The 19103-nt window shown below is 65.7% G+C and carries 14 protein-coding genes; 4 read left to right on the top strand and 10 right to left on the bottom strand.

Going from position 1 to position 19103, the window contains the following annotated elements; translation table 11 throughout:
* Window positions 1-3 precede the first annotated feature (3 nt).
* The 10 genes from AB1I47_RS26980 to AB1I47_RS26935 all read right to left on the bottom strand — a co-directional run bounded on the left by AB1I47_RS26980 (window position 4) and on the right by AB1I47_RS26935 (window position 13428).
* The gene (locus AB1I47_RS26980) at window positions 4-972 is read right to left on the bottom strand and encodes a DUF4123 domain-containing protein (protein WP_354686762.1); all 969 of its coding nucleotides are present in this window, start codon (window positions 970-972) and stop codon (window positions 4-6) included.
* On the bottom strand, window positions 953-3754 hold the full coding sequence (locus AB1I47_RS26975; protein ID WP_354686761.1) for a type VI secretion system Vgr family protein: 2802 nt from the start codon (window positions 3752-3754) through the stop codon (window positions 953-955). Before AB1I47_RS26975 ends, AB1I47_RS26980 begins: the two co-directional genes overlap by 20 nt.
* A 40-nt stretch (window positions 3755-3794) precedes the next feature.
* Window positions 3795-6536 (bottom strand): type VI secretion system ATPase TssH, encoded by a 2742-nt coding sequence (tssH, locus tag AB1I47_RS26970; RefSeq protein WP_354686760.1) that lies wholly within the window; start codon window positions 6534-6536, stop codon window positions 3795-3797.
* Window positions 6537-6591: 55 nt separating this feature from the next.
* On the bottom strand, window positions 6592-7683 hold the full coding sequence (tssG, locus tag AB1I47_RS26965) for a type VI secretion system baseplate subunit TssG (RefSeq protein ID WP_354686759.1): 1092 nt from the start codon (window positions 7681-7683) through the stop codon (window positions 6592-6594).
* Window positions 7647-9494, bottom strand: coding sequence for a type VI secretion system baseplate subunit TssF (tssF, locus tag AB1I47_RS26960; RefSeq protein ID WP_354686758.1), 1848 nt, complete (start codon window positions 9492-9494; stop codon window positions 7647-7649). The genes tssG and tssF overlap by 37 nt, the downstream gene beginning before the upstream one ends.
* A 137-nt stretch (window positions 9495-9631) precedes the next feature.
* Window positions 9632-10105 (bottom strand): type VI secretion system baseplate subunit TssE, encoded by a 474-nt coding sequence (gene tssE / locus AB1I47_RS26955; protein WP_354686757.1) that lies wholly within the window; start codon window positions 10103-10105, stop codon window positions 9632-9634.
* A gap of 60 nt (window positions 10106-10165) precedes the next feature.
* A complete protein-coding gene (locus tag AB1I47_RS26950) occupies window positions 10166-10669 on the bottom strand; it encodes an Hcp family type VI secretion system effector (RefSeq protein WP_354686756.1) in 504 nt (167 codons plus the stop codon).
* Between the two features lie 82 nt (window positions 10670-10751).
* The gene (gene tssC, locus AB1I47_RS26945; protein ID WP_354686755.1) at window positions 10752-12242 is read right to left on the bottom strand and encodes a type VI secretion system contractile sheath large subunit; all 1491 of its coding nucleotides are present in this window, start codon (window positions 12240-12242) and stop codon (window positions 10752-10754) included.
* Window positions 12235-12750 carry a type VI secretion system contractile sheath small subunit gene (tssB, locus tag AB1I47_RS26940; protein ID WP_354686754.1) on the bottom strand — a complete coding sequence of 172 codons (516 nt, stop codon included), beginning with the start codon at window positions 12748-12750 and terminating at the stop codon, window positions 12235-12237. The genes tssC and tssB overlap by 8 nt, the downstream gene beginning before the upstream one ends.
* A gap of 36 nt (window positions 12751-12786) precedes the next feature.
* Window positions 12787-13428, bottom strand: coding sequence for a tetratricopeptide repeat protein (locus tag AB1I47_RS26935; RefSeq protein WP_354686753.1), 642 nt, complete (start codon window positions 13426-13428; stop codon window positions 12787-12789).
* A 344-nt stretch (window positions 13429-13772) separates the two neighbouring features.
* On the opposite strand from AB1I47_RS26935, the gene tssJ reads away from it, so the two are divergent.
* The 4 genes from tssJ to AB1I47_RS26915 all read left to right on the top strand — a co-directional run.
* On the top strand, window positions 13773-14381 hold the full coding sequence (gene tssJ / locus AB1I47_RS26930; protein WP_354686775.1) for a type VI secretion system lipoprotein TssJ: 609 nt from the start codon (window positions 13773-13775) through the stop codon (window positions 14379-14381).
* Between the two features lie 37 nt (window positions 14382-14418).
* Window positions 14419-15765: a type VI secretion system baseplate subunit TssK gene (tssK, locus tag AB1I47_RS26925; RefSeq protein ID WP_354686752.1), complete on the top strand. Its 1347-nt coding sequence runs from the start codon at window positions 14419-14421 to the stop codon at window positions 15763-15765.
* The gene (icmH, locus tag AB1I47_RS26920) at window positions 15762-16556 is read left to right on the top strand and encodes a type IVB secretion system protein IcmH/DotU (protein WP_354686751.1); all 795 of its coding nucleotides are present in this window, start codon (window positions 15762-15764) and stop codon (window positions 16554-16556) included. The genes tssK and icmH overlap by 4 nt, the downstream gene beginning before the upstream one ends.
* An 81-nt stretch (window positions 16557-16637) precedes the next feature.
* The coding region (locus AB1I47_RS26915; protein ID WP_354686750.1) for a type VI secretion system Vgr family protein at window positions 16638-19103 on the top strand (2466 nt) is incomplete at its 3' end.

Raw genomic sequence — 19103 nt, 5'->3', positions numbered from 1 at the left:
TCGTTACGCTGTCAGCAGGGGAGCGTTCATTTGCGCCGCCATGCTGAGCCACGCGGCATCGTCGACATCCGCGCATGCCGCGGCATAGCTACTCCGTCGCGTAGCAGCATGCGCTAGGCGCTCCAGCAACTGAGGATGATGGTGGATTTGCGGATGGAACCGGACTGCCTGGATCGCGCAAAACAGCCAATCTTCGCTGTCGGGCAACGCCAATTCGGTCTTGGCCTGGGCGAGCGCTGCATCCAGCCGCTGTGACAACATGTCGTCATGCGGCAGATCCGGGGCAAGAATCTCAAGTTCCGACAATGCGCGATTGATCAGCGCCATGCGCTCGAGGGTTTCCCATTGACGTGGTTCAAGGATCAATCGAGTGCCCACGCTGTATTCGGTGCTGCGGCGGGTATTCCTCACCCAGCCGTTGGATACGGGCCAAGCCCAGATATCTGCCGGCCCGTACAGCGCGGCATGCTGCTGGTCATTTAACAGCCATTGCAGATGTCTCATGACGCGCGGGTCGTAGTAGCGGAGCAGATAACGCTGACCGTTGTCTTGCCGGGTCATCACGAGGAGGCGGCAAAGGTGTGCGACCAGCCCTGGTCTCTCTGCGTGGCTGCTGAGCAGCCCGGTAAGAAATGCTTCGCCTCGCTGTTCCCTCGTTTCAATACGGCTCAATAACGTAGACCGTTGCAATGCCGTTAGGTCCTTTACGCTCAACAGCATCGGCATGTACGCAGACTGCTCTTTCAGCCATTGGGGCGTCAGGCTGCTCAGTGGAAGGTCTTGCCACTCTTCCTGCTCAAGGCGTAGGGGATTCAGCAACGCGTAGTCGTAGTCGGATAGCCAACGGTGGCTAAAGGTTGTCGCACTGGCTAGCGCGTCGCCTGACTCCCCGTCTATCTCGGATGCAGCGCTATTCATCAGGTCGGGACTTGGTAGGGACATAATCGCTTGATCACGATTGAATCGGGACAATGCCCGCACCGGTGGATTCGGCGCCTAGGGTCTGATACTCGCATAACGGCAACTCACCTTTTGGCAGACTTGCACCTGCCTCACTCCCCCCCGGCCCCACAAACAAATGCTGCGCCCCCTTAAACGTAGTCATCCCCGGCGCATGCACTTCAATCGTATTACCCATCACACGAATCTGCGCCCCCGCAGCGTTGAGCAACACGTGATCCTTGGCCTGGACATTCACCGCGCCCTGCGTCGACGACACAGTGACGAGCTTCTCTGCCGCGATGCGGCTCTCACCCTGAAGGCTGGCAACCCCGACCTTGCCGTTCGCCGCATGCATAGCAATGCCCGGGGTCGCCTGCGCAGCCTGCCCGCTGGTCTTCCCATGCGCAAACAAGCTGATCCCATCCCCCACCGCCACCGACAAATCCCCCCCAGCCGCCACATTGGCATCCTTCTGCGCCGCCACAGTCAACTGCGTACCAGCCACCAGCACCGCATCAGCCGGCGTGGTTACTGCGATCCCCTTAGGAGCGGAGACCTGCAGGTGCGGCTCGTTGTAAGCAGTAGCGCTGGCCTTGCCGTCCGCCCCTGGTTCGGCATGCCGCAGCACCTCGCCGGTGTGCTTCAACTGGGCGATGGCGGGCAATTCTGCCGCTGCCGGCTCTTCCGGCATACCGGCCTTGTGCTTGCGCGCCACGTCCGCCAGCGAGGTCAACAGCTCGGTACTGGCCTCAGCCTGCGCCGCCGCCGGTTCGCTGTCGAGTAGTGATACGCCAGTCCCCGCGCCATGAGCGGTCAGCAGCATTCCCGCACCACCACGCAGCGCACCACTATCGGCTGTTTCCAGCGCCGCCCCATGTCCCAGCCCCGCCTGGCGCGCGTTGTCGCGCTGGTCGAGGTGGTGGCCAAGCGTCAGGGCAGAGGCAGCCTGCGTTGTGGACAGCAACGTGCGGCTCTGTCCGGCGGTATCATCGAAGACTAGCTGGTTGTATCCGCCAGTACCGTTCTGGCTGTCGCCCAGCGCCTGCGTCTTGATGCCGGACAGCACCGCGTTGTGTGCGTGGCCCTGCTGGCCGGCCGGCTTGCTGTTGGTTTCTTTGTCGCCCTCACCTGCCTCGCCGCTGCCGGCAAACCACGCCGGCGCGTTGCCCGTGGCGTTCGCCGCACCGGTCTGGTTCTGGTTGTACTGCGCACTGTCCTGGCCGCGGCCGTTGTAGGCAGCGCCGATCACCACGGGGCGGTCGATGTCGCCATGCTGGAACTCCACCACCACTTCCTGGCCCACGCGCGGCAGCGCCACGCCGCCCCAGTTGGGTCCGGCGACCGGTGTCGCCACGCGGATCCAGGTACCCAGGCCGGCTTCGGCGCGGGCGTTGTCGTCGCCGACGGGGTGTGAGAGGCGGCTGGCGGAGCGGGCGCCGCGCTGCCAGTGGAACTGGACCTTGACGCGATGGTCGCGGTCGGTGTGCACCGGGCCGCCGGCGCCGACCACGATCGCGGTTTGTGCGCCGGTGACGGTGGGGCGGGGATGCAATTGGCGGCCGTGCGCGTCACGCAGTTGCGGATGGTATGGCACGGTGGCGAGCACGACATCGAAGCGATTGCGGTAGAACGGCGTCTCAGCAGCCTCTGCCGACCCCAGCGGCAGGCCGTCCGGCACGCTGCCGAGCAGTTGCCCGATCACGCCACGAAAGCGCTCGTTCAGGTTGTTGCGCGCCTCGTGCCTGACGCCTAGCAGGACGAAGCGGCGCTCGCCGTCGCCTTCGGCGCGGTCATAGTCATAGTGGCCGGTCAGCATGAAGCGCGTTGCCGGCGCCAGCGTACGCACGCTGCCCTCGCCGGAGAACGTTTGCCGGCGCACCTCAAGTGCTTCGAGCAACTGCCTGGCGTGACGCTGCGCCTGCTCGCCATCCTCCAACCAGTACTGGCCGGGATAGTCGGTATCCTGCAATGCCGGGCCTGAGGAACCATCGTCCTGCGCCCCGGCTTCGGCGCTGCGTGTTGCCTTGGCCCGGTAGTCCCAGCTCGCCACGGCCACCGCATTGGTTTGCAGCCGGCGCGCGCCTTGCCAGCGGTCGATTACGTCCTCCGCCGCGGTGGCGTCCGCACGGCCGAAGCGGATCGACGGCTGCTCGTTGTCCTGGAACACGTCGTCGGCATCGGCGATCACCATCCGATGCGCGCCGAGCGATTCGCCCTGCGCCGCTTCGTGTTCGAAGTAGTAGAACAGGCCCTCTTCGGCGAGCAGGCGCGTCACGAAATCGAAGTCGCTCTCCTCGTACTGCGTGACGATGCTGCGGCGCGGGTAGGCCGCGGCGTCACGCAGCGCCCAGCGCCATGCCGGCACCAGCTTGCCCTGACCGTTGTAATCGCCGAACACGCTGTCCACGACTTCCACTACCGACATGTCCTGGAACAGGAAGCTGTCGCGGCGATGGCGCAGGAATGCGAGCCAGGGTTCGATCACCATCCGGTAGCGCGCCAGCCCGCCGTTGGCGCCCAGGCGCTCGAAGCGCGTCACGTGGCCGTGGAACGGGCGCAGTGTGTCGCGGCTGCGCTGGGTCAGCAGATCCACGCGCACCGCCTGTCCCAGCAGGCTTGCCGCCTCGATGCCGGCATCGTCCGATACCGCCGTCAGCTCGATGCGAAATCCGCCGCCATCGAGCTGTTCCACCGCCTGCAGGCGCTCAGGCATCAGTACGTCATGCCCGAGCGGCGTTTGCAGCCGCAACAGCCGGTTGGCCTGCGCAAACGCAGCGCCAAGCAGGTTGGCCAGATCGGTCGCTGAAACCATGATTTACTCCCGCGATGTCACGAGGTTGCGCATGCCGCTCTTAGCTGATGCGGTACTTGAACTCGCCGCTCTTGCCCGTGGTGACCTTGATCTTCTCCACAGTGCCGCCCTCGGCCATGCGCACCAGCACCGTCTCTGCGATTTCGGGCAGCAGCGTGCCGTTCAGGATATGGTCGACGGCGCGCGCGCCGGCATCTACTTCGGTGCAGCGTGCGAGCACCGCTTCGATCAGCGCGTTGTCCCACTGGAATTCAGCCTTGTGGTTGGCCGCCACGCGGTCGCGGATGCGGCCGAGCTTTAGCGTGATGATCTCCACCAGCACGTCGTCCGAAATCGGGTAGTACGGCACCACCTTGGTGCGGCCCAGGAACGCCGGCTTGAACGCCTTGTACAGCGTCGGACGCAGCATCTCGGCCAGCATGTCGGCGTCGGGCAGTTCTTCCGCGCTCTTGTTCAGGCACGCCTGCATGATGGCGGACGAACCGACGTTGGACGTCAGGATGATGATGGTGTTGCGGAAGTCGATCGGGCGGCCTTCGGCGTCGTCCATCTCGCCCTTGTCGAAGACCTGGAAGAACATTTCCAGCACATCGGGGTGGGCCTTCTCGATCTCGTCCAGCAGCACCACGCTGTAGGGATTGCGGCGCACGGCTTCGGTCAGCACGCCGCCCTCGCCATAGCCCACGTATCCCGGCGGCGAGCCCTTCAGGCCCGACACGCTGTGGGCCTCCTGGTACTCGCTCATATTGATGGTGATCAGCTTGCGCTCGCCGCCGTAGAGGATGTCGGCCAGCGCCAGCGCGGTTTCGGTCTTGCCCACGCCGGACGGGCCGGCGAACAGGAACACGCCGCGGGGCTTGTTGGGATCCTCGAGGTTGGCGGTGGCGGTGCGCACGCGCTGGGCGATGGCATCGAGCGCATGCTCCTGGCCGATCACGCGGGCACCCAGCAGCGGCTTCAGGTTCAGCACGGTGCGAAGTTCGTCCTTGACCATGCGGCCGAGCGGGATGCCGGTCCATGCCGACACGATCTCCGATACCACATGCCCGTCGACCTGCAGCGGCACCATCGGTGCTTCGCCCTGCAGGGCGCGCAGTTCGGCAAGCAGCGTGTCGAGCTCATCGGGCACCGGTGCGGCAGCACTGGCCGACTGGCGCCCCGCCTTGCGCGGCAAGGCCATCACGTCGCTGTTGGCGGCGGCGGCCATGGCAGGCTGGACTGCCTCGGCATCAATCGCCGCATCGCTGCCCTGCTCGCGCGCCGTGCGCAGCGCGTGAATACGCGCGACCAGGGCGCGCTCCTTCTCCAGCCGCGCGTCGGCCTCGGCCACGCGTTGCTCAAGTTCAGCGCGCTGGGCTTCCAATGCGGCCAGTCGCTGCGCATGCGCTGCGCCGGCGCGTTGTTCGCGCTGCAGCGCAGACAGTTCGACGTCCAGGCGCTCCAGCGCCTTGCGGTCGTCCTCGATCGCGCCCGGCGTTGCATTCTGGCCCAGCGCAACCTTGGCGCACGCGGTATCCAGCACGCTGACCGCCTTGTCGGGCAGCTGCCGGCCGCTGATATAGCGATGCGACAGACGCACCGCTTCGGTAATGGCTTCATCGAGCACGCGCACGCCGAAATGGCGCTCCATCAGCGGTACCATGCCACGCAGCATCGCCGCGGCCAGCGTCTCGCTGGGCTCCTCTACCTTGACCACCTGGAAGCGGCGCGCGAGCGCGGCATCCTTCTCGAAGTACTTCTTGTACTCGCTCCACGTCGTGGCCGCGATGGTGCGCAGTTCACCGCGCGCCAGTGCCGGCTTGAGCAGGTTGGCGGCATCGTTCTGGCCGGCCTGGCCGCCGGCGCCGATGATGGTGTGGGCTTCGTCGATAAACAGGATGATCGGCTGCGGGCTCTTGCGCACTTCCTCGATCACGTTCTTCAGGCGGTTCTCGAACTCGCCCTTGACGCTGGCACCTGCCTGCAGCAGGCCCATGTCGAGCGTGCGCACGGTCACCCCCTGCAGCGGCGGCGGCACGTCGCCCGCGGCAATGCGCTGGGCCAGGCCTTCGACCACGGCGGTCTTGCCCACGCCGGCTTCGCCGGTCAGGATCGGGTTGTTCTGGCGGCGCCGCATCAGGATGTCGATCGCCTGGCGGATCTCGGCATCGCGGCCGATCACTGGGTCGATGCGTCCCTCGCGCGCCGACTGGGTCAGGTCGACGGTGAACTGGTCCAGTGCGGGCGTCGGCGTCAGTGCCGGTGCAGCCGCGCCCACCTGCTCGGTGCCGGAAGCAGTGCCATCGGCAATGTCTACGGCCTGTTCGCGCTCCTCAGAGCCCGCGGTCAGGCGGTCGAAGTCATGCTTGAGCCGGTCGGCATCAAACTCGCTGAAGCGGTGCGAGCCGCGTACCGCCAGTGGCGCGAGTGCGGGCTCGGTCAGCAACGCCAGCAACAGATGGCCGGAGCGAATGCGCGTGATCTGCGAATCGAGCGAGGCGATCAGCCATGCATGTTCGAACAGTTTCGGCAGATATGGCGAGAACGCCGGTGTGCGTGTATTGCCGGTCTTGAAGCGCGCGATCTCGCCTTCCAGGTCGCGCTGCAGGGCCGAGGTATCGATGCCGCTGGCGCGCACCGCCACCGCGAAGTCGCTGCGCGGGTTCTCCAGCAGCGCCAGGAACAGGTGTTCCAGGTCGACCTCGTAGTTGCCCCGCGCCATGCACAGCGACGCGGCGCGCTCGGCGGCCTGGCGGCTGGTGGCGTTCAGTTTGGCGATCAGCGTCTTGAGGGGAATGGCCATGGCGGCTAGGGCTCCGGTGGTTCAGGGTCGCGTTGCTGGCGAAATGCGGTGGCGCTCAGTGCACGGGCGCAAGGGTATAGCGGGCATCGCTGCGGTCGTGGCGTGCGGGGCGCGAACTCAGGAAGGTGTCCCAGCCCAGCCTGCCGCTGCCCTCGGCGCCGAGCTGACAGCCGGTGACGTCCTGCGCGCGCAGGATCAGCCGGACTTCGTATTCGAGTGTCGCGCCGCACAGCACCGTCACCATCTTGCGCAGCGCCAGCGCGCCGTCAGCCCCGGGAAGGAAATTGCGGTACTGCGCGCGCGCCAGCGGCCCGAGCCAGATGCGCACGCGCAGGTCGCGCTGCCAGACACGCGCGCCGGCCAGCGCGGTCGCGCCCAGCACGTTGTTCGTGCCACCCAGGCGCGAATACTGCGACGCCGGCACCTGGTACCAGCCGCCGACAAACTGCTCCACGCGCGCGTCGGCCTGGAAGTAGTCGGCCAGCACCTGCTGCAGGTAGGCAGCCGATACCGGCCGATGCCGCACCGCGGTGGCATAGCCGGCCAGCGCCTCGTCGTGCACGACGCCGGGCGTCTCCGACAGGCTGCGGCGCAGGGTCTTGTCGCCCATGCCGGCCAGCGACAGCAGCAGCGGCAGGTAGTGCCGGTTGCGGTCGACTTCATGCTGGAACGGCAGGCGGTACTTCTTCCACGCCTGGTAGAACAGTGCCGTGGCGCGGTTGGAAAAGATGTCGAAGAACGCGCGCGCGGCCCGGTCGCGCCGCAGCGTCTCGCGCTCGGCCACGATCTCGGTGTAATGCAGCGGCAGCGCGCCTTGCGCGCCGAGCATGCCGAAGAAAGTGGGCGTGACTGATACCGTGTCGAGCGCGCCATCGGCGAGCGCTTGCGCGAACGCCTCGTCATTGTCTAAGGCACCGTTCAGCGCCATGGCAGGCTCGATTGCCTGCAGTTCGCTCGGGGGGAACGACAGCGACAACGTATTGGCAAAGCGCACACGCGTAGCCAGCACTTGTTCAGGCGTGCCGCCGCCATCGCGCGCGTACAGCAGCTCGAGCAGCCGCACCGCCTGGAAGAACTCAAAGCGGTAGGGTTGGCGCAGCAGCGCGCGGATTACACCAGGATCGATTCGCCGCTGCGGGGTGCGCATCTTGCCAGTTCCTTGCCGCCGCGGCGCGATACCGCCACGAGCTGCACAAAGCTGTTCATGTGGACATACAGGCCGAAGAAATGGTCCATGACCCGGATGAAACGGTGCAAACCGGTGCCGACGAAGGCATCCTCATCCAGCGTCAGCCGCACTTCCAGCCCCCGCACGAAGGTGGCAAACGGCTTGCCGGCCAGCCACTGGGTGGTTGGTTTGTAGTCCAGGCCAACGATACCTTCGATCTGCCGCGCCGAGATCGCACTGCGCGGCAGGTCGTGCAGGCGCAGCATCTCCTTCAGCGTGGCCAGGCCGTTCTGCACCAGCGACAAATGATTGAGCGCCAGCAGCGAAATCAGCCGCCATTGCGACGAGCGCCCGCTGCTCAGCCGCATCGACGGCGTGGGCTTGCGCAGGAAGCTGATGCGGCGCGCGATCGAGCTGCCTTCCATCGCCAGGTCGCCGTCCGGCTGGCCGAATGCCAGCAGCGCGGGCAGATCGCGGTTGGTGCAGGTCACGCTCAGGCTCAGCGTCTCGGTGCGCGGGCTGGCCGGGTCGAAGTCGGAATCGACGATCGAGATCTCGGTCTCGAAACCCGGGCTGCGCTCGGCCACCAGCGCGTTGCGGCGCGCGATCCAGTAGTGGCCGGCCTGGCCGGGGTCTTCACCGTGGTGCAGCGAATAAAACGGGCGGAACTCCACCACGTCCTGGCTGGCGGCGGTCTCGCGCACAAGCTGGACCTGGTCGATCGCATAGATTTCGAAGCCATGCGCGCGCCGGCTGTCCGCCACCACCGGATAGGCGCTGGCGGTATGCTCGATCCGGATCGGGTCCGACTTCTGGCGGAACAGGTTCACCACCGGCGTGCAGTGCAGCCGCAGGTGTGCGGCACCCAGACTTTCGAGCAGGCGCGCGGTATTGCTGTCGCTGCGGATATCGGTCAGCACCAGATGCAGCGTCACGCGCCGGCTGGAGCCGCCCGGCGCAAGTCCGCGCCGGACCGTATCCAGCTCGAGATCGAAGAAATTGAATTTTTCGGCAAAGCCGAAATGCTCGGACAGCAGCCGATATGCCGGATGCGAGCGCGCCGGCGTATCGATCAGCGCCTCATCCGCGCCAAAGCCGACTTCGCGCAAAGGCACCCGCGTCAGGCGTTTCCACACGCCCGGGCGATCCTCGACGTACGCCGCGGCAACGTGCAGGAACAGCGCATCGCCCAGCGCCGCCACGAATGACGGCTCGCCGTCCATGTAGACGCGTACCGTGGGCTGGGTGAGCTTCTCCAGGCCGCCCTGCTCGCCCAGATATTCCAGCTCGATCGAGATCGCTCCGGTGGCGCCCTTGGGCAGGCTGACAGCGGACGGCGCGGAGACCGCGCGCTCGAAGCCGGCCGACGCCACGCGCAGCGGCAGGAAGGTAACGTCGTAGGCGGTGCGGAAGCGGCATTCCACCTTGCGTACCGCACGCGTCGTCAGCAGCGTGCCGCGCGGTACGGTAACCGGCGCGCTGAGCTGGGCCGCCATGCCGGCCACGTCGAAGTGGGCGATCGAGCAAGACGGGAACGGGCTCAGGTAGTGCGGGTACAGCACCTCCAGCAGCGCTTCGGTGAATTCGGGGTATTCGTCGTCGAGCTTCTTGCTGACACGAGCGGACAGGAAGGCGAACGACTCGATCATGCGCTCGACGTGCGGGTCGTCACAGCCATCGGCCGACATTGCCAGGCGCGCCGCGATCTTGGGATAGCGCTCGGCGAAGTCGCGCGAGTACCGGCGCAGGAAGGCCAGTTCGCGTTCGTAATATGGCAGCAAGTCTTCCATTCTGTCTGGCCGGTGTCTCGCGCCTGTGGCGCCTGTAGCTTTCGTTCGGTTCTGGCGTTACTGGCGATTCTGGCCCGTTGCGCTGCGTGGCATGCGCGACCTCGCGCGAATCGCGGCGGGCACGCCCGCGCCGGCCCTCAGCCGCGCCCTCGCGTGACCGAATACTGCAGCGTCGACGGCTGCAGCATGGCATCAAAGCTCACCGGCTCGCGCGCCGGCCCCACCAGCAACACGGCGCTGATGCCGAAGCACAGCACGCTGGTGGCGCGTTCATTGATCGCCAGAGACACATTCACGTTCTGCAGCCGCGGCTCGTGGCGCTCGATCGCGTTGCGCAGCGACTGGCAAATGTAGTGGCGATCGTCAAAGCTGGCCAGGCTCAGCCCGGCAAAGTCGTTCAGCCCGTACGTCAGCACGGAGCGGCGGCATTCCGGCAGTCCGCTGAAATCGGCATCCTCGTAGACGATGCGCGTGTTCAGCAGCGCTTCGATGTCGCGCGCCACCGTTGCTTTCAGCTCTTCCAGCGACAATTGCCGCAGCGCGCTGGGCAGCGGCGCATGCGGTTCGTCGTCGAACAGCTTGTCGAGCAGGCTGGGTTCAAAGCCTTTCATGGGAGCAAACAGGCAAATGCCGCCGCGAACCCGCCGCGGCACCGCCTGCCAGCAGGAACGTCAGACCGAGTAGGTCTTGTCGTTCTTGGTCAGGCTCCAGGCGCCCTGCGAGTTGCCGCCCTGGTTGCCACCGATCTTCTGCTGCGTGTACTTCCACTGCACCGCGGCGTACTTCAGCGTGAAGGTATCGCTGGGGATGCCTTCGGCCACCACGTTGGCGGAGACCGCGCCCAGGATGGCGTTCTTCAGCTTGATTTCCAGGTACTTGACGCGCTTGCCTTCACCGTCGGCGCGCAGGAAATCGATGGTCACCTCGTCAAAGGTGGTGCCGCCCGACACGTGCTGGTACAGCAGCGGGCTGACCACGTCCAGGTCCTTGGTGAACACCATTTCGCCGTGCTCGCAGCGCTCGGCGGTGTGGCCGCCCGCAGTGGAGGCGGTAGCCGAACGCGGCTGGGTGATGCCGTGCTTCCAGGTATTGACCTCGATCCAATCCTTGTGGTCCTTGTCTTGCGATTCGCCCTTGATCGCCGGGCTGCCGAACTTGACGTAGATATCCTTCATTGGAAAGACCCTCTAAAAAAGAATTGCTATTCAGACTTATTGCTACCGGTACTGCGCCCGCATCCCCCCGCAGGGATTGCGGTCAGGCGTTTGCCGATTTCGGCAAATCCGCTACCAGCCGCAGCGAGATCGACAGCTCGTCAAGCTGGAAATGCGGCCGCAGGAAGGCGACGGAGCGGTACGTGCCCGGCTTGCCGGGTACCTCCGACACCTGGATCGAGGCTTCCCGCAACGGGAACTGCGCCTTCTGCTCCTGGCTGGCGTTGTCGTCCAGCAGAACGTATTGCGAGATCCAGCGGTTCAGGAAGGTCTCTACGTTCTGCGCCGAGGCAAAGCTGCCGATCTTGTCGCGCATCATCGCCTTGAGGTAGTGCGCCACGCGCGACACCGAGAAGATGTACTGCAACTGTGCCGACAGCACAGCATTGGCGTTGGCACTGTCGGTGTTGTACTTCTTCGGCTTCTGCACGGACTGGGCCGCGAAGAACGCGGCGTAATCCGAGTTCTTGCAGTGCACCAGCGGAATAAAGCCCAGATCGCTCAGCTCCTTCTCGCGCCGGTCGGTGATGGCGATTTCAGTCGGGCACTTGAGCGCGATCTCGCCGTCGTCGGTCTTGAAGGTGTGCGTGGGCAGATCTTCGACCAGGCCACCGCCCTCCACGCCGCGGATGGCCGCGCACCAGCCAAAATCCTCGAAGGCCGCGGTCAGGCGCGCCCCAAAGGCCCAGGCGGCGTTGCACCACAGGTATTTGCCGTGGTCGGTGCCGTCGACATCCTCAACGAAGTTGAAGCCTTCGACCGTGGTGCCGTCCTTCGGGTTGTACGGCAGGCGGCCCAGGAAGCGCGGCATGGTCAGGCCGACGTAGCGCGAATCCTCGGATTCGCGGAACGACTTCCACTTGGCGTATTCGACGGTATCGAACACTTTTGCCAAATCGCGCGGCTTGCCGAGGTCGGCAAAGGTCTCCAGCCCCAAGAGTTCCGGCGAAGCCGAAGCAATGAACGGTGCGTGCGAGGCCGAGGCCACGTGCGACATCTGCTCGATGAAATACACGTCTTCAGGCTGGCGCGTGATCTCGTAGTCGCCGATCAGCGTGCCGAACGGCGCACCGCCGAAGGTACCGAATTCTTCTTCGTAGACCTTCTTGAACAGCGCGCTCTGGTCAAAGTCGATCGCGGTCTTGAAGTCGCGCACCAGGTCGCGCTTGGTCGCGTTCAGCACCTTGATCTTGATCATCGTGCCGGTCTGCGTTTCCTTGACCAGGTACGACAGCCCGCGCCAGGTGCTTTCCAGCTTCTGGAACTCCGGGGCGTGCATCACCGCGCTGAGCTGCGAGGAGATCAGGCGATCGAGTTCGGCCACGCGCGCGTCGATCGTGGCCGACAGGTTGTCGGACACCACCACCGTGCCGTCCAGCACCTGGCTGACCAGTTCGCCGATGATGTCCTTGGCGCGTGCGTGTTCGGAGTCGGATTTGGCGACCTTGCTTTGCTCGACGATTTCATCGAGCAGGTTCACCGTGCCCGCGGCCGCTGCGGGCTGGGCGAATGCAGCGGACTGGTTATCAAGCATCGTCGCCACCGTTCTTTGCATTGGCGCCCAGCTTGTGCAGCGCTTCGGTATTGGTCAGCACTTCGGACAGCAGGTCTTCCAGCTTGTCGTTGCCCGCGAGCTTGTTGCGCAGATCGGCCAGCTTGGAGCGCGCCTCGAGCAGCTTGCGCAGCGGCTCGATCTGCTCGACCACGGCTTCGGGGTTGAAGTCTTCGAGCGAATGGAACTTGAGGTCCACGCCAAACTTTCCGCCCTCGCCCGACAGCGTGTTGGGCACCTGGAACGCCGCCCGCGGCTCGATGCCGGCCATCACGTCGTCAAAGTTGTCGCGGTCGATATTGACGAACTTGCGGTCGCGCAGCTTGGGCTGAGGCACTTCCGACTGACCGGACAGGTCGGCCACCACGCCTACCACGAACGGCAGTTCCTTCTGCTCGATGGCGTCGCCCTTCTCGACGTCGTACGTCAGCTGCACGCGCGGGGGACGCACCTTCTGCAGGCGCTTCTGGATACTTTCTTTCTTGGCCATCACTACTCTCCGATCTGGCGGAATCCGGTATGGGAATCAGCGCAGCGCGCCGAACGGGTCTGCGCTGCCACCGCCCGACGGGGCAGCGGGTGCAGACGGAGCGGCCGACTGCGTCGACTGGGCCGCCGCCGTGGGCTTGGCCGTGGGCCGGCGACGCGGCACCGGCTTGGCAGGCTGCGCATCGCCCTTGTCACGCGGGAACAGCACCTGCTCGCCCAGCGTGTCGCGCAGCATCCGCGCCAGCAGTTGCGCGTCAGAGCGCACGTCGCCAGCCAGCGCGCTGTCGGCACGCAGTTCCTGCAGCGAGCGGCGCGCCACGCGCAGTCCACTGACGGCCAGCACGCTCTTGGCCTTGCGGTCGGCGCTGTCGCGCTGCAGCGCTTCTTCCGCGGCGACGATCGCCTGCGGATAGCGCTCGGCGCCGAACTGGATCTGGGCGATACGCGACCACGGCTCTTCGCGCGTCGGGTTGTTCTTCGCGATCTGTTCGAACAGGCTGACTGCCTGGTCGCGCTGGCCGCTGGTCAACGCCGCCTCGGCTTCGGACATGCTCTGGTTGAACGACTCATCGCGCTGGGGACCGGGATTAGAGGTGGCACAGCCGGCAAGCAGCGCGGCGGAGCCGACCAGCAACACCAGCGTGCGGTGGATTCCTGACAAGGGCTTGTAGTCGTTCACGGGAGTCTCTTGTGAAAGTTCAAGAATGGATCGGGCTGAGTCCCGCCGATGGATTGTCGGTAAAAAATACCACATACCAATAATGTCAGAACTGAGGTTGAACCCGAATTGGCCGGAATAGTACACTCTGCCGCTTGCGACTGACAACATATCGCGCAGCCCGTCAGAGCAATTGTCAGCACTAAGGATAGTTGGTAGTTCTCTGTCATTTTTGGTGAATTCGCGCGCGCCCTGGTGAATAGAAGTTTTTAATTTCTGTCATGAACAAAAATGAATTCAGCCGGCTGTTGCCTGCCAGGGGTCGCGGGAAACGCGCGCGGACAGGGGCGACGCCCCGGCCCGGCATGGTGCTGTGCCGGGCGGCGGTTGCCGCCTGCGTGGTCGCGCTGACCGGCTGCTCGGTCGGGGGCACGCTGCTGGCTGGGGCCGCCAGCGGCGCGCTGGAAGCCGTCGGGCTCAAGCCCTCCAACGTTCCCGACGCCCAGAAGCCGCCTCGCGAAGTTCCGCTCAAGCTGTATGCCGGCGCGAATCTGAATGCGGCCTCCGACAACCGCCCCGCGGCGATCGTGGTCAGGCTCTACAAGCTCAAGGACCCCACCAGTTTCCTGCAGGCGCCGTACGACACCTTCATCGATCCGCAACGCGAGCAAAAGACGCTGGGTGCCGACCTGGTACAAGTTAGAGAGATGACTCTAATTCCTGGCCAGCGCTACGAGGTGATGGAAAAAGTCTCGCGCGAGGCCGGCTCGATCGGGATCGTGGCGCTGTTTCGCGATCCCGCGCCGCAACGCTGGAAATTCGCATTCGACACCGCGCACAGCGAGAAGTCCGGTGTCGTGATCGGACTGCATGCGTGCGCGATGACACTGACCGTCGGCAACGCGATCGCCCCCGCCGGCGCCGCGCCCAGTACCAACCTGAACCTCGTTTCGGCCGCCGGCTGCCGCACCTGATGCGGCCGCAGCAGACTCGGGCAACACAAGAGCAAACGTGAGCTATTCCGCAAAGATTCTCTGGGGTGAAGGCCTGTTCCTGCGGCCCCAGCATTTCCAGAGGCAGGACGCCTATCATGAGTCGCGCCTGCATGCCACCGCGCAGGTGATCCAGCCCTACGGCTGGGGCGTGCGCCATGCCAGCTTCGACACCGACGCGCTCGCCAGCGGCGTGCTGCGCGTGACCGAGCTGTCGCTGTTCTTCCCGGATGGCGAGGTCTATTCCGCACCGCAGGCAGACGAACTGCCCCCGCCTGTGGTGCTCGACGCCGTGCCGGCGGGCACGTCTGAACTGACCTTCTACCTCGCGCTGCAGCCGCTGCACGATGCCGGCGGCAACTACCGCGACGACGCCGAGGGCTCGCTGTCATCGCGCTTCATCGGCCAGCAGACCGAAACCGCGGACCTGTTCACCGAAGCCGAGCCCGCTGCCATCACCTTCCTGAAGAAGGCGGTGCGGCTGATTGCCGAGACCGAACCGCGCGACCAGTTCATTTCGCTGCCGGTAGTGCGGGTGCGGCGCACGGCCACGGGCGGGTTCGAACTCGACGAGGCCTTTGTCGCGCCGAGCCTCGCGATCGATGCCTCGGCGGTGCTCTACCTGCGGCTGCGGCGCCTGATCGATGCGCTGCAGGCCAAGGTCAACGCGTTGTACGGCTTCCATCGCGAACCGACCAAGAACATCATCGAGTTCCGCTCCGGCGACATCGCCTCGTTCTGGCTGCTGCATACGGCCAACGCCTCGTTTGCCGCGCTCGCGCACCTGTTCCACCATCCCGAGCTGCATCCCGAACGCCTGTTCCAGGAGATGCTGCGGCTGGCCGGCGCGCTGATGACGTTTTCGAAGAACCATACGCTGGCCGACCTGCCGGTCTACGACCACGACAGCCCAGGCCCGGTCTTCGCGCGCCTCGACAGCATCATCCGCGACCTGCTCGACACCGTCATATCCACGCGCTATTTCTCGATCGCGCTCGACGAGACGCGACCGTCGTTCCACCTCGGGCGACTGGACTCGGGCAAGATCGACGACAAGACCAGCTTCTACCTGTCCGTCACCGCCGACATGCCCGCGGCCGAACTGGTGGAAGCCATCCCCAGCCGCTTCAAGGTCGGCGCCCCGGACGACGTCGACAAGCTGGTGCTGTCGTCGATGCCGGGCGTGCCGCTGAGCTACACCCCGCAGGTGCCGCCCGCGATCCCGGTGCGGCCGGGCGCGTGCTATTTCGCGATCGAAGCGCGCGGCGCGCTGTACGACCGCATGCTGCAAGCCCAGACCATCACCATCTACACCCCGGCCGGCATCCGGGAACTCAAACTTGAACTCATCGCGGTGACCTCATGAGCGCTACCTCCACGCCTTCCCTGTTCGGCGCTGCACCGGCCGGCCTGCAGACGCCTGCCGCCGCGGGTTCCACCGACGGCTCGATGCACGCACGCACGCTGCTCGACCTGCTCTACGACGGCTTCTTCATGCTCTTCCTGCTACGCAACGGCCAGCAGCCTGGCAGCGCCGAAGAGTTCCTGCAGAAGGTGCGTGATTTCCTCGACGACTTCGAACGGGGCGCCAAGCGGCTCAACGTCGCGGCGGAAGACATCTTCGATGCCAAGTACGCCTTCTGCGCCGCCATCGACGAAACCATCCTGGCCTCGGGCTTCAGCATCCGCAGCGCCTGGGAGCGCCGCCCGCTGCAACTGGTACTGTTCGGCGAACAGCTCGCCGGCGAAGGCTTCTTCACCAAGCTGGAAGAACTGCGCGCGCGCGGCGCGCCGCGGCTGCAGGCGCTGGAGGTCTTCCACATGTGCCTGCTGCTGGGGTTCCGCGGCAAGTACATCCTGGAAGGTCCGGAGAAGCTCGCCTACCTGACGGCGCGGCTCGGCGACGAGATTTCCGCGATCAAGGGCAAGCGCGCCGCTTTCGCGCCGAACTGGCCGATCCCGGACAAGATCTCGCACACGCTCAAGCGCGAAACGCCGCTGTGGATTTTCGGTGTGGTGTTCGCATTGATTGCGCTGCTGGCATTCCTGGGACTTTCGACGACGCTGCGCACGAAGACCACCGACACGCTGCAGGGATATTCGCAGGTCATCAAGCTGGGCCCGCGCTATTCGCACCTGACAATCTCGCTGCCCTGACAGCGCGATGACGCAACCGATGGCAAGCCGGCCACAGCGTGGCAGGCCGTCTTCCGATCCCACTAGCGCGACGATGCTCCGATGAAGCCCCTGTCCTCCTATCCGTCATCCGCGATGGCCGCCCTGGTCGGGCTGATCGGCCAGCGCACGCGCCAGATCGCGCTGGAGACGGCGCTGACCGCCGACAACCTGGTGGTGGAGCGCTTTGTCGCCCACGAAGCCGTATCGGCGCCCTTCTCGCTGCAGATCGATTGCCTGAGCCCGTCGGCACACCTGGACACCGCGCGCCTTGCCGCCGAGGAAGTCACGCTGCGGCTGATGCTTGCCGGTGGCAGCCGCCGCGCCTGGCACGGCTATGTGCAGGGCTGCGCGGCAATCGGCGGCGACGGCGGCCTGGCCCGCTATCGCCTCACGGTGGGATCCTGGTTCGACCACCTGCATACGCGCGCGGACTGCTATGTCTACCAGGACCGCACTGCGCTGGAGATCATCGAAGACGTGCTGGGGGACTATCCGCTTGCACACTATCGCATCGCGGTCAGCCAGACACTGCGCAAGCGCTCGATCTGCTGCCAGTATCGCGAGACCGATGTTGCGTTCGTCACCCGGCTGCTGGCCGAGGAAGGCCTGTCGTATCGCTTCGAACACCAGCAGGACGACGCCGCACAATCCGGCCAGGATGAACAGGCCCAGTCGCGCCATTGCCTGGTGATCTTCGACAACGACACCGAACGCCCCGCCTGCGCGCAAGCCACTGTCCGCTTCCACCGCAGCGACATGACCGAGCGCGAAGACGCCATCGACCATTGGTCCCTGGCCGCGGCGACGGGCACGAACGCCGTGACCCTGGCCTCGTGGGACTACAAGGCGCTGGCGGCCACCGCGGCCGACGCCAGCGGCGAAAGCCTGGGCGAATGGCCTGCCCTCGAATCGTTCGAAACGCGGGGCACCTACCGCTTTCCCGACGCCGATGCCGCCCGCCGCGCCGCGCAACTACAGATGCAGGCGCACGAAAGCCGCTACCTGCGCTACCAGGGCGAAGGCAGCGTCCGCGCGCTGGGCGCGGGCGAGCGCTTCACGCTGGCCGAGCACTTCGACACCGCCGCCGACGAGTTCGTCACGCTGGCGGTGCGGCATGAGGCCGCCAACAACCTCGGCGCGGAGGTCGCGCTGCTGCTGGGGCTGACGGACATCGAAGCCGGCAGCTACCGCAATCGCTTCGAGGCCGTGCGCGCCGATGCGCCGATCGTGCCCCAGTTCTGCCCCAAGCCGACGGCGCCAGAAGCGCAGGCCGCAATCGTTATCGCCGAAGGCGGCGCCCCACTGACCACCGACCGCGACCACCGCGTGCGCTTGCGCCTGCCCTGGCTGCGCGCCCCGATGGCGGATCCGAGAGCCGATACCGCAGCCGATCCCGCCCAGGACGACATGACGCAGGTAACCGCCTGGGTGCGCGTGGCCACGGCCGCTGCCGGCCCCAACTGGGGCGCCCATCACCTGCCCCGTGCCGGCACCGAGGTCATGCTGACCTACCTCGATGGCGATATCGATCGTCCGATGGTGGTGGCGCAACTGCACAACGAACAGGACGCCCTCCCCTGGCCTGCCGCCGAAGCGCCGTTCAATACCGCGCTGTCCGGCTGGCATTCCCACAACCTTGCGGACGGCGGCTACAACCAGTGGGTGGTCGACGACAACACCGGCCAGCTACGCATGCGCCTGGCCAGCTCGGCCGCCGACAGCCAGCTCAATCTTGGCTACGTTGTCGCGCAAGCCCCTGCCAGCGGCGAGCGGGGCGCGTGGCGCGGCACCGGCGCCGAGCTGCGCACCGACGCCTGGGCCATTGTGCGCGCCGGCAGTGGGCTGCTGCTGTCGACCACCGTGCAGCCGAACGCTGCTGGCACGCTGCTCGATATCAAGGAAGCGCGCGGACAGATCACTGCGGCGGAACGTACCGCACAGCGGTTGTCCGATGCCGCCAGTGCGCAACAGGCACTGCCGTTGGGTGCAGTCGAGGCGTTCGAGCCGCTGACGAAGGCAATCGATCCGCAGCAGGACGGCAGCTATCCGGCGCGTGTCAATGACCAGGATGCCAAGCGGCCGGATACCGGGACCGCGGTCGAGCACTTCGGCCAACCTTGGCTGGTCGCGGAGTCGCCCAGTGCTATCGCATTTGCCACACAGGCTACTACCAGCATATTTGCTGGTCGGCACCTGTTTGGTATTGCCCAGGCTGACTGGCATGTGGGTGCGGGAAACACGTTCGCTGCAGCCGCCGCCAAGGGTGTCAGCTTCTTCAGCCAGCGCCAGGGCATCCGTGCCATCGCGGCAGGTGGGCCGGTTTCGATCCAGGCGCATACCGATGCGCTGACGGTGATGGCGGACAAGTCCGTCACCGTGACGTCATCCGTTGATGGCATCGAGGTACTGGCGCAGAAGAAAGTGGTGCTGCATGGCGGGTCTTCGCGGATTGTGCTGGATGGGAATGCAATTACGTTTGAGACGCCGGGGTTGTTGTCGGTGAAGGGGGCCGGGCATCCGTTGGTG

The organism is Cupriavidus necator, from assembly GCF_040578825.1.
GTDB lineage: Bacteria > Pseudomonadota > Gammaproteobacteria > Burkholderiales > Burkholderiaceae > Cupriavidus > Cupriavidus necator_E.
Note: the sequence above shows the minus strand (reverse complement) of the source record. Positions and strands in the feature narration are given on the sequence as shown.

Excerpts from the sequence above, each read along its gene's own strand:
- AB1I47_RS26975 (WP_354686761.1), bottom strand. The coding sequence starts at position 3,754 with ATGGTTTCAGCGACCGATCTGGCCAACCTGCTTGGCGCTGCGTTTGCG.
- tssH (WP_354686760.1), bottom strand. The coding sequence starts at position 6,536 with ATGGCCATTCCCCTCAAGACGCTGATCGCCAAACTGAACGCCACCAGC.
- tssG (WP_354686759.1), bottom strand. The coding sequence starts at position 7,683 with ATGCGCACCCCGCAGCGGCGAATCGATCCTGGTGTAATCCGCGCGCTG.
- tssF (WP_354686758.1), bottom strand. The coding sequence starts at position 9,494 with ATGGAAGACTTGCTGCCATATTACGAACGCGAACTGGCCTTCCTGCGC.
- tssE (WP_354686757.1), bottom strand. The coding sequence starts at position 10,105 with ATGAAAGGCTTTGAACCCAGCCTGCTCGACAAGCTGTTCGACGACGAA.
- AB1I47_RS26950 (WP_354686756.1), bottom strand. The coding sequence starts at position 10,669 with ATGAAGGATATCTACGTCAAGTTCGGCAGCCCGGCGATCAAGGGCGAA.
- tssC (WP_354686755.1), bottom strand. The coding sequence starts at position 12,242 with ATGCTTGATAACCAGTCCGCTGCATTCGCCCAGCCCGCAGCGGCCGCG.
- tssB (WP_354686754.1), bottom strand. The coding sequence starts at position 12,750 with ATGGCCAAGAAAGAAAGTATCCAGAAGCGCCTGCAGAAGGTGCGTCCC.
- tssJ (WP_354686775.1), top strand. The coding sequence starts at position 13,773 with ATGGTGCTGTGCCGGGCGGCGGTTGCCGCCTGCGTGGTCGCGCTGACC.
- icmH (WP_354686751.1), top strand. The coding sequence starts at position 15,762 with ATGAGCGCTACCTCCACGCCTTCCCTGTTCGGCGCTGCACCGGCCGGC.